This is a genomic window from Sporanaerobium hydrogeniformans, assembly GCF_002735925.1.
Classification (GTDB): Bacteria; Bacillota; Clostridia; order Lachnospirales; family Cellulosilyticaceae; genus Sporanaerobium; species Sporanaerobium hydrogeniformans.
Map to the genome: position 1 here is coordinate 321,910 of NZ_PEDL01000002.1, position 15,869 is coordinate 337,778.

Sequence of the window (15,869 nt, forward strand, 5' to 3'; positions counted from 1 at the left end):
TATTAAGGTGAAAATAGAAGCAATAGATGCAAAAGCCCTACAGGCTATGATTGTGGCTGGTGCAAGAGAGCTTGATGAAAAAAAACAAATGGTCAATGAGATGAATGTTTTTCCAGTGCCTGATGGGGATACTGGAACAAACATGTCACTTACTATGATGGCAGCGGCAAAGGAAGTTGAAAAGTTAGATCCTATCAGTGCTGAAGAGATTGCAAAGGCAGCAGCAGTAGGTTCATTAAGAGGAGCAAGAGGAAACTCAGGTGTTATTCTTTCTCAACTTATTCGTGGTTTTTCAAGAGGTATTGCAGAGCAAAGTGTTATAGATACCATCGTTTTAGCAAACTCTTTCCAAAAAGGAGTAGATACAGCCTATAAAGCAGTGATGAAACCTAAAGAAGGAACCATTTTAACAGTGGCACGTGAGATTGCAACTAAAGCCTTAGAACTTAGTTTAGAGACAAGTGATATGGAGGCTTTTATAAAGGAAGTCTTAAAGCATGGTTATGAAGTGCTACATAAGACACCTGACATGTTACCTGTTCTGAAAGAAGCAGGAGTAGTAGATGCCGGTGGTCAGGGCTTACTATGCATTTTAGAAGGTGCAGCACGTGTTATTGTAGAAAATCTTCAAGTGGAAATTAAAAAACCAGAAACTAAACCTAATGTAAGTGCATTTACGGCCCTTAAAAACTTTAATACAGAGGATATTACCTTTGGTTATTGTACCGAGTTTATTGTAGAAAGAGAGCTAAGTAAACCCTATAATGAAGAAGAGACCAAAGCTTACTTAGATAGTATTGGTGATAGTATTGTGGTGGTATCTGATGAGCAATATATCAAAGTCCATGTGCATACAGATAATCCAGGCCTAGCCCTTCAAAAAGGATTAGAATTTGGAGCACTTTTTACTGTTAAAATTGAAAATATGCGTACACAGCATTCTACTATTTTAAATGAAAGCAAGGAAGAGAAAGCACAAATAGAACAACCTCGTAAGGAGTTAGCTTTTGTTTCTGTTGCAGCAGGTAGTGGTATTGCTGAGATTATGACAAGCTTAGGTGTAGATGAAGTTATTGAAGGTGGGCAAACAATGAATCCAAGTACAGAAGATATTTTGGAAGCTATTGCCCGTTGTCATGCACAAAATGTCATTGTACTTCCTAATAATAAAAATATTATTTTAGCTGCTGAACAAGCTGCACGTATTGAAGAAAAGAGTAAAGTTTATGTGGTACCAACCACTACTATGCCACAAGGGATTTCTGCCATGATAGCCCATGAACCAGATGCAGAAGATATAGAGGCCGTTGTAGAGGGTATGAAGGAAGCCATGAGTTTTGTACAAACAGGTCAAATTACCATTGCAGTAAGAGATACAGTGATTGATGGTCAAGATATCAAAGAAGGAGATTATCTTGGCTTATTAGAGGGCAAAATTGTAGTTAATCACCCTGATTTAAAAGAAACCTTCTCACTTCTTCTTCAAGCAATGAAAGAAGATGCAGAAGTGATTACCCTCTATTATGGAGAAGATATTACGAAGGAAGGTGCTGAGGAGTATAAGACCTTAGCAGAAAGCCAATTTGCTGATGCAGATGTTGAAGTTTATGCAGGTAAGCAGCCAGTATATTATTTCATGATTTCTGCAGAATAAGAAAAAGGTAGCTACGTAAGGTTAAGGAAAAGTGCCGATTCTGTCGGCACTTTTATTATGAATAAAAATTTTCATGTGGTGAAAAGTTAAGTAGATAAAAGAGATATAAAGGTGATAAAGAGAAGAAGGTGAGAGGATGAGTTTAAGTGCAGCGATCAATGAATTAAAAGGAGTAGGTCCTCAAGTAGCAAGCAAACTTCATAAATTAGGAATTTTTACGTTAAAGGATATGATTGAGCATTACCCAAAGGAGTATGAAGATCGTCGTCAGATTACACCTATCAATGAGTGTGAAAGGGATGAACCTAATAGTATATTAGCGACTGTTGTATCTTCTCCTACGGTGACACGCAAAGGAAATCTTATTATTGTTAGCTTCAGAGTGAAAGACCAAAGTGGAGGACTTTATATCACCTTTTACGGACAAGCTTATATGAAAAATCAATTTACCTTAGGTGAAACCTATTTGTTTTATGGCACAGTCAAATATAAGTATGGCAAGATAGAAATGGAATCCCCTGAATATCAAAGGGTTACAAAAGGCCAAACCGCTCAATCAGTAGCCAAGATTACACCAATCTATCCTTCTACTGCAAAGCTTTCACAAAAGGTTATTCGTACTTTGATTGCCAATAGTTTGGAAAAATGTGAAGGAGATTTAAGAGAAAATCTCCCTAACTTTATCCTAAAGCAATATGGACTAATCAGTAAAAAAGAAGCCCTACAAAATATCCATTTTCCAAAGGATAATCAGATATTTTTTGAAGCGCGTAAACGTTTGGTATTTGAAGAGCTTTTAATGCTCCAACTCTCTCTTTATCTTCTAAAGTCTGATTTCGCCAAAAGGACAGAAGGAATTACTCATAAAAAATCAGAAGGCTTAGGAGAATTTATTAAAGCCCTCCCTTTTGCTTTAACAGGTGCTCAAAAACGCGTACTAAAAGAAATTTTAAAAGATATGGAGAGCAAGTGGGCTATGAATCGCCTTGTTCAAGGAGATGTGGGTTCAGGTAAAACTGTTATTGCTGCTTTAGCTTTGTACTTGGCTGTACAAGGTGGCTATCAAGGAGCTCTTATGGCACCTACAGAAGTTTTAGCCATTCAGCACTTTATGTTTTTAGAAAAGCTTATGATGCCTTTTGGGATTCAAGTGGGCCTTTTAACAGGTTCTACAACCAAGAAACAAAAAGAGTTATTATTAGAAAAGGTGAAGTCAAGTGAAATTCAGATTTTAGTAGGAACACATGCTCTTATCGAAGACAATGTAGAAATACCTCAGTTGGGGTTAGTCATTACCGATGAGCAGCATCGTTTTGGTGTACGTCAACGCCTAAAGCTTTCTGAAAAGGGCCAAATGCCAGATGTTATGGTGATGACAGCTACACCTATCCCAAGAACACTTGCTCTTATTCTTTATGGAGATATGGATATTTCCATTATCGATGAATTGCCACCAGGTAGGCAGCCTATTAAAACCAATGCAGTGGACTCGGCTTATCATCCTCGGATCTATCAATTTATAACACGGCATATACAAGAGGGAAGGCAGTGCTATGTGATTTGTCCTATGGTGGAGGAAAGTGAAAACAGTAGTGACTTACGAAATGTAGTGGACTATACAGCATATTTAAAAGAGCAGGTCTTCCCACAGTTTCAGGTTGCTTATTTACATGGAAAAATGAAACCTAAAGAAAAAAATGAAATCATGGCACGATTTTCTAAAGGAGATATTCAAATTTTGGTGTCCACAACGGTTGTAGAAGTAGGGGTGAATGTACCTAATGCAACCATTATGCTCATTGAAAATGCAGAGCGATTTGGACTTGCACAACTCCATCAATTACGTGGGCGTGTAGGTCGTGGAGAACATCAGTCTTATTGCATTTTAGTAAGTGATTCTAAGAATAAAGTTACACGTAAACGTTTAAAAATTATGGAAGAAAGTACGGATGGTTTTGTCATTGCAGAAACAGACTTAAAATTAAGGGGTCCAGGAGAGTTTTTTGGAACACGTCAACATGGGCTGCCAGAGATGAAAATTGCTAACCTGTACACAGATGCTAAAATTTTAAAAGAAGTACAAGTGTGTGCAGCTAGATTAAGAGAAGAAGATTCTCTAATGGGAGGAGCGACAGTACAAGCTCTTGTTCAGGAAGTAAAAGAGCGCATTATGGAAGAAGAGCTTCATCATGCATTATAAAAGGAGGATAACGTATGCGTGTTATTAGTGGAAAATGTAGAGGAACTCATCTTGTATGTCCAGAAGGGCTAGAGACACGTCCAACCACAGATCGTATAAAGGAGACATTATTTAATATCATTGCTTTTGATTTGCCAGGCTGCCGTTTTTTAGATTTATTTAGTGGGAGTGGGGGTATTGGTATTGAAAGCTTAAGTCGTAGTGCAGAAAAAGCTGTTTTTGTAGAAAAGGACAAAAAGGCACTTGCGTGTATTAAGCAAAATTTAGAACGTACACGTTTAGGAAATAAGGCAATTGTTTATAGTTGTGATGTAATAGAAGCTTTGAAAAACCTTAAAGAGCAAGGTGAACAATTTGATATTATTTTTATGGATCCCCCTTATGCCATAGGAATTATCGACCAAATTCTAGAAAAAATTGTAGCCTGTGATTTAATTGCAGAAAATGGGTATATTATTTTAGAAAGAGGGACAAATACACTTGTCACTTTACCCCAACATTTGGTATTATGGAAAGAAAAGACGTATAAAACAACAACATTAAGTTTTCTGAGGAAGGAATAAAAAAGTGAAAATTGGTATTTATCCTGGTAGTTTTGATCCGGTGACAAATGGGCACATGGATATTATTATAAGAGCATCTAAACTTGTTGACCATCTCCTTGTTTCAGTTCTCATTAATCCTCAAAAAAAAGGAGGATTATTTACTATTGAGGAAAGAATGGAGATGTTAAAAAAAACCACGGAGCATTTGCCTAATGTGGAGATAGATAGTTTTTCAGGACTTTTAGTAGACTATGCAAGAGAGAAAAAGGCCCATATGATTGTACGTGGGTTAAGAGCTATTACAGACCTTGAGCATGAGATGCAAATGGCTCAAATCAATAAAAACATTGTGGAAGAAGTGGAAACGGTTTTCCTTGTGACCAATGCCCAATATTCTTTTTTAAGTTCAAGTGCTGTTAGAGAGCTTGCAATGTTTAAGGGGCAAGTGGAAGATTTAGTTCCTACTTATGTAGGTCAAAAGCTAAAAGAAAAATTTATGTAAGGAGGGGTTAAAGGGTGGACGAAAATGCAAGATGTGGTGAATTAGCAATTTTATTAGATCAACTGGAAGATTTAATTGAGGAAGGTAAGACAAGCTTTTTATCGAATAGAATTTCTGTTGATCGTGAAGAAATGATTGAGATAATTCGTGAAATTCGTCTTAAGTTGCCGACAGAAGTACAGCAATCCATTTGGATTGTAGAAGAGAGAAATAAAATCTTAACAGAAGCACAAAAAGAAGCACACCTCGTCATGGAAGAGGCACATGAAAAGTTGCAAAATATGATTGAGCAACATGAAATTACTAAGTATGCTAAAGGAAGAGCAGAAGAAATTATTGAGGCAGCTAGACAAGATGCCAGAGAAATTCATCATGGTTCTGTGGCTTATGCAGATGAGACTGTTCGTAAAGTAGAATTAAAGCTTAAGAATTGTCTTGAAACAGTACATAAAGAAATGCAAGATTTTGAAGCCTATGTAACGGATGTCTTAAGGGAACTTTATGATAATCGTCAAGAACTTAAGGTTATGAATACACAAATGAATGAAAGAGAAGAATAAATATAAAAATAATGCCCAAATGGGTGTTATTTTTTTTTCTTTACACATACTAGGAGTAATAGGGTATAAAGTAGACAAAGTCTATTAATAGGCATATAATTAAACTAAAGTATATTTTTACTAGATTTGAAAACAAGTAGGAGGAAATAATGTGACGGAAACAATAAAAGGTTATACGCTCGTTGAGAGTCAATATATTAAAGAAATTGATAGCCAGGTAGACTGCTATTCACATGATAAAACCAAAGCACATATTTTAGTCATTGCAAATGAGGATGTACACAAGAGCTTTTGTATAGGTTTTCGGACCCCCCCTCATGATAGTACAGGTGTAGCCCATATTATTGAGCACTCTGTACTTTGTGGGTCACGTAAATATCCTCTTAAAGATCCTTTTGTGGAATTAGCAAAAGGATCTTTAAATACGTATCTTAATGCCATGACCTATCCTGACAAAACCCTTTATCCCATTTCCAGTCAAAATGATAAAGATTTTCATAATTTAATGGATGTGTATTTAGATGCGGTATTTTTTCCTAATATTTATAAGTCTAAAGAAATTGTGATGCAAGAAGGTTGGCGCTATCATTTAGAAAAGGAAGATGATCCAATAGAGTATAAAGGGGTTGTTTATAATGAGATGAAAGGAGCCTTTTCATCTCCAGAAGAAATTGCTTTTCGTTTTATTAAGTCTTCACTTTTCCCAGATACGATTTATAAAAATGAATCAGGTGGTGCACCTTCAGATATTCCTGATTTAAGTTATGAGGAGCTACTTGCCTTTCATAAAACCCATTATCACCCTTCCAATAGCTACATTTGTCTTTATGGCAATAGTCATACAGAAAAAACTTTAAGATATATAGACGAAGAGTATCTTTCTCATTTTAATTATGAATCTCCTCAAAGTTGCATTCAGCTGCAACAGCCTTTAGGGGAAGTTAAAACACATAAAGCTTTTTATTCTGCTGCAGAAGGTAAGGAAAATGGTTTATTTTTAAGCTGTAATTTTGTAGTAGGAGAGATGACAAATCGGGAGCTTATGCTAGGGATGAATGTTCTTGAATATTTGCTCCTTGATACCCCAGCAGCTCCTCTTAAAAAGGCCTTAATTGCTGAAGGGATCGGGGAAGATGTTTATGGAATGTTCCAGACCCATTTAAAACAGCCTATCTTTAGCATTGTAGCTAAAAATGTAATTCCTGAAAAAAGAGAACGTTTTTATAGTCTTATAAAGGAAACTTTAGAAAAGCTTGTAAAAGAAGGAATACCTAAAGCGTTAATAAGTGGAGCGTTACAGGTGAAGGAATTTGAACTGCGTGAAGGGGATTCAAGTGGGTATTCCAAGGGACTTTTTTATAGTATTGCGGCTATTAAAAGCTGGATTTATGAAGCCTCTCCTTTTGTTTATTTAAAATTTGAAAAAGAGCTAGAAATACTTAAAGAGGGGATTCAGACAGGATATTTTGAAGATTTAATAAAGACCTATCTTTTAAACAGTCAGCATTGTACACAAGTGGAGCTTTATCCCAAAGTAGGACTTGAAAAGGAAATAGAAGAAAAAACTACACAGAAGCTAGCAGCGTATAAGATGCAGTTAACATCAGAGGCTATTAAACAATTAGTAGAAGAAACGAAGGCCTTTAATGCCTTTCAAGAGCGTGTAGATAGTGAAGAAGCACTTCATACAATCCCTCTTCTTACTAAAGAAGATTTAAGACGTGAAGTAAGTTATCCACGTTATAAAGTAATCAAAAAAGGTACTACAGAGTATATTGTAACGCCTGTTTTTACCAACCAAATTGTTTATATGAACTGGTACTTGCATTTAGAAGATATAGAAGATGGCAAAATGCCTTATTTAGGAATGATTGTAGGAATGTTAGGTAAGCTGAGCACAAAGAATTATTCTTATGAAGCACTTTCTACAACCATTGATGAGCATTTAGGTGGAATGGAATATCATATTCAAGCCATAAGTCATCCAGATTCCCTAGAAAAATATTTACCTGTTTTCCTCTTTAAGTCAAAGGCACTTATAGGAAAAGTAAAAGAACAAGTGGACTTAATGAAGGAGATTCTTTGTGAGACACTTTTTGAGGATAAAAATAGACTTTTAGAAATTATTCGTGAGATGAAGGCTATTATGGAAAGTAGTTTAAGTGGAGAAGGGCACCGGGTTGCATATAGTCGGTTGCTTTCCCATTTTACAGGGGCAGAGCTTTTTGAAGAGAAGACAAAAGGGCTTACCTTTTACCATTTTGTTTGTGAGATTGAAAAGGAGTGGCAGTTACGCCAAGATGAAGTGGTCATAGCACTTCAAGAAGCCTATCAATTGCTTAGTAATAAAGCAAGGTTAATCGTTGGACTTACTGTAGATGAAGACCAAGTTGTGAAGGTAATCAAAGAAATAGAAAGAGGTATAGAAGACTTAAAATATGAGGCACTTATACCTTTAAAAATGCATTTTGAACAAAGTAATTGTCAAGAAGCATTGGTTTATCCAACGAATGTTAATTATGTAGCTATGGGATATAATTTTAAAGCATTGGGTTATGCTTATCATGGCAGTTTAATGATGCTAAAATCACTTTTATCTATGGATTATTTATGGAATAAAGTAAGAGTACAAAATGGTGCGTACGGGTGCTTCTGTGATTTTAGGCGTAGTGGAAATATGTTTTTTGTTTCCTATCGTGACCCCTATGTAAAAGAAACACTTGCTACTTATAAAAAAGTAAGTACGTATCTTAAAAATATCCAGTTAACAGAGAGAGAACTTTTGCAGTATTTAATTGGAACGATAAGTCATCTTGATTTTCCTTTTACATCAGCTTCAGAAGGGAAAACGGCTCAGGTGTATCATCTAATGGGGATTCAAAAAGCAACCTTACAAAAGGCACGTGATGAACTGTTTGCAACAGATAATAGAGTACTTCAAGGCTTTGCGAGCCTTTTGGAAGATTGTATGGCAAAAAACATGTACTGTATATTTGCTAATAGCCACACAGTAGAAGAGACTAAAACACTTTATCAGGATATAACATCTGTTTAAAGAGTAATTTTATAAATACAACAAAAAAGGTAGCTTCAGCTACCTTTTTTGTTGTATTTATACCATAATAGTATATACGTTAAGAAATTTATTTGTTATAATAAGTAGCAAAGATAAAAGGTTTTCGTAAAGGGGAACATCTAGGTAAGAGGATTGAGAAGGGATATAGAGGTGAGATGATGGAATTTACTGGGAAGATTGTCGTTGTAACGGGAAGTGGACAAGGAATAGGCAATTGTATTGCAAGAACTTTTGCCGAAAAAAAAGCGACAGTTGTTATTGCAGAGATAGATGAAGAAGCGGGACTTGAATTAGAGGCAGCATTAAAGGAAGAGGGGTTAGCAGCTCTATTTATCCCAACCGATGTAGGCTCAGAAGATTCTGTTAAGCAGATGGTTGCACGTGTAATTGAGTGTTATGGACGTATTGATGTACTTGTTAATAATGCAGGTATATCAACTCATATGGACCAGAACACATTGTTTACACGAAGTATTGAAGATTTTGAAAGAGTCATGCGTATTAATGTAACAGGTGCCTATATGTGCAGTAAGTATTGTGGTGCGCACATGAATGAAGGAAGTAGTATTATTAATATGACCTCTACAAGAGCATTAATGAGTGAACCCCATACAGAACCTTATTCTGCATCAAAAGGGGCACTTTTAGCACTAACCCACTCCTTAGCAAGTAGTTTAGGACCTAAAGTAAGAGTCAATGCTATTAGTCCAGGCTGGATTGATGTTTCACAGTGGAAGAAAAAATCTGAACGTAAATTTGTAGCTCTTACAGAAAAAGACCATGCACAACATTTAGTAGGTCGTGTAGGGGTTCCAGAGGATATTGCTTATGCAACCCTTTATTTAGCAAGTGATGAAGCTAGTTTTATAACAGGTTCCCATTTCGTAATAGATGGTGGTATGACACGAAAGATGATTTATGCAGAATAGGTGGTAAAATGATAAGACAAGCTAAAAATTATATACAAAAGCAAAAAAAGAAATATCTTTTATGGACAATTGTGTGGGGGCTCCTCATGGCAAGTGTCTTTGCTATAGGCATACTAGTAACAAAGAACCGAGGTAATTATTTTACTTTGGTAGCAGGTCTTTTGATTTTACCTATGGCGATAAATTTTACGCGCTTAACCTCTTTTATACGCTTCAAAGATGGACAAGAAAGCGATGCAAAATTATTAGAAGGCATGAAGGGGAGCTATATTCTTTTCCATAGTGCTATTATTCCAGATACAAGAACTACGGTACTTTTTGAACATATTGTGGTAACAGCTCGCAGCATTTACTTTTTGACAACGCGCAAAGAAATAGTAGCTAAAAATAAAGAATGGATTAAACAGAGACTAATGGCTAAAGGTTTAGAGGAAAAGGCACTTCATTTTGTATGTTTAAATGAGTCGAATACTCTTAAAAATACAGTGAATAAAATGGAAAAAGATGCTTGTTATACTGGAGAAAATTTGGAAAATTATGCCCATATTATTCAAGGCATGTTGATGTAGTGGGAGGAAAAAGATGAGAGAAATTATCATAACCGCTACGGAGGCGAATCAAAGGCTGGATAAATTTTTATTGAAATATTTAAAGCGTTGTCCAAAGAGCTTTCTCTATAAGGCCATGCGTACTAAAAAAGTGAAATATAATAAAAAGAAACCTACGGGAAGTGAAATCTTAAAAGAACAAGATGTTATTGCTCTGTATTTTACAGAGGAACAGTTTGCAGCCTTTGAGAACCTAAAAAAAGTAGAAGAAGTACCTATTAGCTTTAAAGTGGCCTATGAAGATAACAATCTTTTAATAGTCGATAAACCTATGGGACTTTTAACACAGAAGGATACAAAGGAAGGGCATAGTTTAGCCGATGAAGTACTCTATTATTTGAAAGAAAACCAAAGTTACTCCCCAGAGCTTTCTAAAGGTTTTACACCCGCTCCGTGTAATCGTTTAGACCGCAATACAGCAGGTATTGTTTTAGTTGGAAAAAATTTATTAGCCACCCAAGCACTTAGTGAAATGCTAAAGACTAAGCAGCTTTCTAAATACTATCTCAGTATTGTATTAGGACGTATGACTTCTCCTATGTTTTTGAAGGGTTACCACCTTAAGGAACAAGGAAAGAATGAAGTAATCATTAGTGACCATTATGTAGAAGGGGCAAAACCAGTAGAAACGCGAATTAATCCTTTAAAAACAAATGGGCGCTATACCTTGGTAGAAGTGCAACTTGTAACGGGGAAAACCCATCAGATTAGAGCTCATTTAGGTCAAGTAGGACATCCTATTATTGGTGATCCTAAATATGGGGATCAACTAGAAAACAAATATTTTAAAGACCAGTATGGTCTCAAATCACAAGTATTATGTGCTTATAAAATCAAGTTTGAATTTTGTAAAGAACCTTTTGTTTATTTGCAAAATCGTGTCTTTACTGTAACTGCGCCTCAGATTTATTCTGAAATTTGCCGTGGAGAATGTTTAATATAAAAAGGAATGCAAATAAAGGGTGCACAGGTGCATTCCTTTTTTATTGTTTAAGAATAAGTAAGAGCTAAAGAGGGTTCTAGCGGGATTTTATAAGTGTTGATTAACTCGTAGGCAGCTGCTAGCTCATTATGCTGAATGCAAAGGTTAACAGCTTTAGCATAAGCACCTTGTTCGATGAGTAGGTGAAGTGCCTCATGGATATGATGACCTAAATAATAGCACGTTAAAGCTTTTGGGGGATTAAAAGGTTCATAGTATTTACCTGCTAAAAGATAATGTCCCATTTGTTCCTCTTGATAAGCTAGTAAAAGTTGTGTGCTTTCAATAAGCTTCTTTTCTCTTAGTTTTTTTGCACACTCTAAAGCTGAAAAATAGTCTTTGAGTTTGAAAAAAATGCGAAAGCTTTCCTCATAAGAGTGAGAAAAATAAAGGACAACAGCAATTTCTTCTATTTGTCTTAAACCTTGAGCCCGTTCAGCTAGTGAGGAACAAGCATGAAAGCATTCAATAGCACTAATAAACTGATAAGCTTTAAGATAAGAAAGACCTGCTTCGTAGTAGTAGCCTTCTAACTTATAAAGTTTAGCACTATAAAGAGGTTTAAAATATGAAAAGAAATAAGCTGCTTTTTTATGATTACCAATACGTTCACAAAGCTGAGCACCTAGCCTATAATCCTTTAACTTCTCAGCTACTTCAATAGCTTTAGAGTAAAGACCTAGGGCTTCATAGGCTTGTACCAATTGACGATAGGCTTTGGCAGCTTTAAAACAGGAAGCAGCTTGGATATAATTTTCAAGTCTCATATAAAGGCATCCTGCTAAAAAGTATAGCTTTTTCTTTTCAAGGATACGTGCTTGTTGATGAGGACGGTATTTAAAAAAGCGAAAACCTGTTCGTAAACAATACAGTCCAAAAGAAAGATAGGGCATAGTCATCACCACCTAATAAGGTATATATTCCTATCATAACCAAAAATTTACAATAAATCAAGAAAAGAGGGAAAATTATGGGCTATTGGAATACAAGAGGCTTAAGAGGAAATGAATTAGAAGAAATGATTAATTTGACTAATGACAGATATCGTGAAAAACAGTTGGCTATAGTGCAAAAAGTTCCAACGCCTATTAAGCCCATTACCATTGATCAAAAGAAGCGGGTTATTACTTTAGCTTACTTTGACCAAAAAAGCACAGTGGATTATATAGGTGTAGTACAAGGGATTCCCATCTGTTTTGATGCGAAGGAAACAACTAAAAACTTTCTACCTATTAGCAATATACATGAGCATCAAGTTACTTTTATGCGTGATTTTAAAAAGCAAGGAGGAGAAGCTTTTTTAATTGTTGCTTTTAAAAAATATGAAGACTACTTTTTATTAGATATTGAGACCCTTAATCAGTATTATGAAAGAGCTCAGACGGGCGGTAGAAAGTCTATGGCTTATGAAGAATTTAATAAGGAACGTCTCATTCCTGTAGAAGGGGGCTTGTATTTAAATTATTTAAAGGCATTAGAAAAATATTTAAATACACAAGAAGAAGTATAAATTGTTTAAATTTGGCTAATAATCCAAAAGAGGTGAGTGCCATGAGAAAACGTATCCCCTTGTGGATGATTTTAGTCCTTGTAGTAGGTTGCTTGTCCCAAGTAGGCTGTTCGTCCCATATGCCTCAAGAGGAGCAAGCTGTACGTATCCTAGAAGAAGAAAAAAAGCAAGTAGCTGTAGAAGTATATATTAAAGAAATAATTCCACTTCAAAAGATGGAGCCATTAAAAGGGACTTATTTGGGCATTTATGAACCTGAAAAACCTATTAACCAAAACACTAAAAGTTTAGAGGATTTAGCAGGTTTTCATCCCGTTTTTGAGGTAATGTCCTACACCCTTGAGGAGGGACTTCCAGTACGTGGTTTTTTAAGGTGTATAGCAGAGGATAAAATTCCGTATATTAAAATTGCTTATAGTAAAAAGGGTGACTTAACAGCTCTTTATCGTTTAATTATGAATTTAAAAGAGGAATACGACCTTCCTGTATTTATTGAACTTTTCCCCGTGCAACAGAGCGTGAATGATTCAGTAACCTATAAACAGGCCTATCGAAGAGGTTATGACCTTTTAAAAAAATATATTAAGCATGCAGTTGTCGTTTGGAGCATAGAAGATAGCCGGATTTATGACATGCCTCTTTATTATCCAGGTGATGATGTAGTAGATTGGGCAGGACTTAATGTCTATATCCCAAGATATAAAAATGGTGCAAGTTATACCTTTAATTATGCCCAAGATATGGACTTTTGGTATAAAAGTTTCCAAAAGACGAAGCCGATGCTCCTTTCTTCTTTGGCGATTTCTCAATTTTCACGAGTAGATCATACCTATGATTTAAGAAGTGTACAAAATAATTTAGATTTCTTCTATAAGGAAATACCTCTTATGTATCCTCGATTAAAAGGTATTTTATATATTGATGTGGATATGGCAGCAATAAATGAAAGAGGCATGGAAAATTATCGGTTAAGTAATCAAAAGGAACTTACAGAACATCTTAAAAACCTTTTAAAGCAATCACTTTTTGTACAAAAAGTAGGAGATGAGGTGCAAGGTTTAAAGCAAGAACAATATATGAAATATAGTATTGAGGCAACTGAAATAGAGGGAAAGCTATATTTGCCTAAGAAGTTAGCGGTTACTTTATTTAAGGATTTCCCAGCTTCTTTTTGCAAAATGAAAGAGGATGAAAAGGGAGATAAGTATTATCTCTTAGAAGATATTAAACTCTACACAGATATGTATTATGAAAGCAAAAGTCAAGAGTAAACTCTTGTTTTTGCTTTTTTCTTTTTCCAAAAAACTATCATGTATTTCTCAAGGATGCCATATATTTTAGAGAGAGAGTTTATCCTTAAAAAAGGAGTGGATAATATATGGTGGATTTTTCGAAACTCATTCAAGAAGACCGTAAGGAAAGAAAAGTAAAGTATTTTAAAGGAACTTTCCTCGACTATTTAAATCTTCTCATAGAAAACCCCGAGCTGTATAAGCTTGCACATGAAAGGCTGTATCATTTACTGATTGAGAGGGGGGTAGAGAATGTCAAGACAGAAGAAGATGCGCGCCTCATGCGGATTTATGGCAAGGATGTTTTAAAAAAATATCATTATTTCAAGGAAGATTTTTTTGGCATTGACAAAACCTTGATGAAAATAATGCGTTATTTTTATTCGGCAGCCATGCGTGGTGAAGAATCAAAGCAAGTGCTTTATCTTGTAGGTCCTGTAGGTGCTGGTAAATCCTCCTTAATTGAAGCCATTAAGCGACTTTTGGAGGAAAGCCCACCTATTTATGCTTTAGAGGGCTGTCCAATGCGTGAAGAACCTTTGCACCTCATACCTAAACATTTACGTAAAGATATTGAAAAAGAGTTTGGATTTAAGATAGAAGGTGATTTGTGCCCTGTTTGTAAATACCGTTTGGTGCATGAACTGGGTGGGGAATATGAAAAATTTCCAGTAGTAGAAACTGATTTTTCAGTACGTTCCCGTAAAGGGATTGGAGTTGTTCCACCTGTTGATCCCAATAATCAAGACACATCAGTGCTTATTGGGAGTGTAGATATTTCTAAAATGGATCTTTATCCTGAAGATGATCCACGGGTGCTTTCTTTAAATGGAGCCTTCAATGCAGGTAACCGTGGTTTAGTTGAATTTATTGAGGTTTTTAAAAACGATGTAGAGTATCTACATACTATGATTACGGCTACTCAAGAGAAAAATATTCCTTCACCAGGGAAAAATGCCATGATTTACTTTGATGGAGTCATTTTAGCACATTCTAATGAAGCTGAATGGAATAAATTTAAATCGGATCATACCAACGAAGCAATTTTAGATCGTATTGTAAAAGTAGAGGTACCTTATTGTTTAGAGTTAAATGAAGAGATTAAAATCTATGAAAAAATGCTAAGAACTTCTAATTTTAAAGTTCATATTGCACCACATACCTTAGAAATAGCAGCTATGTTTGCCATTTTAACACGTTTATCTCCTTCAGCTAAAGTAGATCCACTTACAAAGCTTAAAATTTATAATGGAGAGGAAGTTATTGAAAAGGGAACGACTAAACGGATTGATATTTTAGAGCTTCGCGAAGAAGCAGAGAGAGAGGGAATGACAGGTATTTCAACACGTTTTATATCTAAAGCCATTGATACAGCTATTTCTGAGTCAGAGCACAACTGTATTAACCCCATTGGTCTTTTAGATGTTCTTTTACGTGAAGTCAAAGAGCTCACTATTGCAGATGAACTTAAAAAGAAATACTTAGTTTTTTTACAAGATGGTGTAAAGAAGGAATACCATCGTATTTTAGAAAGTGAAGTAACCAAGGCTTTTATTCATGGTTATAAAGAGCAAGCTGAAGATTTATTTAATAACTATTTAGATCATGCAGAGGCTTATGCAAATAAAACAAAAATTAAAGATAGTAATACAGGTGAAGAATTAAATCCAGATGAAGAATTTATGCGTTCTATTGAAGAGCAGCTAGGTATTACTCAGGCAGGAGCTAAAGGCTTTAGGCAAGATGTAACAGCTTATATGTTTTCTATTATTAGAAATGGTGGCAAGGTAGAATACAGTTCCTATGAACCCTTAAAAGAGGCTATTGAGAAGAAGCTTACTGCTTCTGTACGTCAACTTTCCCGTATTATCACTCAGAGTAAGGTCCGCGATAAAGAGCAAAATGTAAAATACGATGCCATGGTGGAGGAAATGAAGAAAAATGGTTATTGTAGTTGTTGCTGCAATGTGATTCTGAAATATGCAGCTAATAATTTATGGAAAGATTAGGG

At 35.5% G+C, this 15,869-nt stretch carries 13 protein-coding genes; 12 read left to right on the forward strand and 1 reads right to left on the reverse strand.

Annotated features, from left to right (window positions below; translation table 11 throughout):
* The first annotated feature begins 7 nt into the window (after positions 1-7).
* The 9 genes from CS063_RS04460 (at position 8) to CS063_RS04500 (ending at position 11,017) form a co-directional block, all read left to right on the forward strand.
* On the forward strand, positions 8-1,654 hold the full coding sequence (locus CS063_RS04460) for a DAK2 domain-containing protein (protein ID WP_099448474.1): 1,647 nt from the start codon (positions 8-10) through the stop codon (positions 1,652-1,654).
* 136 nt (positions 1,655-1,790) lie between these two features.
* The gene (gene recG / locus CS063_RS04465; RefSeq protein WP_099448475.1) at positions 1,791-3,854 is read left to right on the forward strand and encodes an ATP-dependent DNA helicase RecG; all 2,064 of its coding nucleotides are present in this window, start codon (positions 1,791-1,793) and stop codon (positions 3,852-3,854) included.
* 14 nt (positions 3,855-3,868) lie between these two features.
* A complete protein-coding gene (gene rsmD / locus CS063_RS04470; protein ID WP_099448476.1) occupies positions 3,869-4,417 on the forward strand; it encodes a 16S rRNA (guanine(966)-N(2))-methyltransferase RsmD in 549 nt (182 codons plus the stop codon).
* 4 nt (positions 4,418-4,421) lie between these two features.
* On the forward strand, positions 4,422-4,901 hold the full coding sequence (gene coaD / locus CS063_RS04475; protein ID WP_099448477.1) for a pantetheine-phosphate adenylyltransferase: 480 nt from the start codon (positions 4,422-4,424) through the stop codon (positions 4,899-4,901).
* A 14-nt stretch (positions 4,902-4,915) separates the two neighbouring features.
* Positions 4,916-5,461: an ATPase gene (locus CS063_RS04480; protein WP_099448478.1), complete on the forward strand. Its 546-nt coding sequence runs from the start codon at positions 4,916-4,918 to the stop codon at positions 5,459-5,461.
* A 151-nt stretch (positions 5,462-5,612) separates the two neighbouring features.
* A complete protein-coding gene (locus CS063_RS04485; RefSeq protein ID WP_099448479.1) occupies positions 5,613-8,516 on the forward strand; it encodes an insulinase family protein in 2,904 nt (967 codons plus the stop codon).
* A gap of 176 nt (positions 8,517-8,692) precedes the next feature.
* Positions 8,693-9,466 (forward strand): SDR family oxidoreductase, encoded by a 774-nt coding sequence (locus CS063_RS04490; protein ID WP_308415424.1) that lies wholly within the window; start codon positions 8,693-8,695, stop codon positions 9,464-9,466.
* Between the two features lie 8 nt (positions 9,467-9,474).
* On the forward strand, positions 9,475-10,035 hold the full coding sequence (locus CS063_RS04495; protein ID WP_099448481.1) for a hypothetical protein: 561 nt from the start codon (positions 9,475-9,477) through the stop codon (positions 10,033-10,035).
* A 13-nt stretch (positions 10,036-10,048) separates the two neighbouring features.
* The gene (locus CS063_RS04500) at positions 10,049-11,017 is read left to right on the forward strand and encodes an RluA family pseudouridine synthase (RefSeq protein WP_099448482.1); all 969 of its coding nucleotides are present in this window, start codon (positions 10,049-10,051) and stop codon (positions 11,015-11,017) included.
* A 47-nt stretch (positions 11,018-11,064) separates the two neighbouring features.
* Here the strand turns inward: CS063_RS04500 and CS063_RS04505 are convergent, their stop codons facing one another.
* Complete coding sequence (locus tag CS063_RS04505) at positions 11,065-11,949, reverse strand: hypothetical protein (RefSeq protein WP_099448483.1); 885 nt, start codon at positions 11,947-11,949, stop codon at positions 11,065-11,067.
* A gap of 77 nt (positions 11,950-12,026) precedes the next feature.
* Here CS063_RS04505 and CS063_RS04510 point away from each other — a divergent pair, with 77 nt between their 5' ends.
* The 3 genes from CS063_RS04510 (at position 12,027) to CS063_RS04520 (ending at position 15,867) form a co-directional block, all read left to right on the forward strand.
* Positions 12,027-12,566 (forward strand): Holliday junction resolvase RecU, encoded by a 540-nt coding sequence (locus CS063_RS04510; protein WP_099448484.1) that lies wholly within the window; start codon positions 12,027-12,029, stop codon positions 12,564-12,566.
* Between the two features lie 41 nt (positions 12,567-12,607).
* A complete protein-coding gene (locus tag CS063_RS04515; protein ID WP_099448485.1) occupies positions 12,608-13,837 on the forward strand; it encodes a glycosyl hydrolase in 1,230 nt (409 codons plus the stop codon).
* Between the two features lie 107 nt (positions 13,838-13,944).
* A complete protein-coding gene (locus CS063_RS04520) occupies positions 13,945-15,867 on the forward strand; it encodes a PrkA family serine protein kinase (RefSeq protein WP_099448486.1) in 1,923 nt (640 codons plus the stop codon).
* Positions 15,868-15,869: the final 2 nt, after the last annotated feature.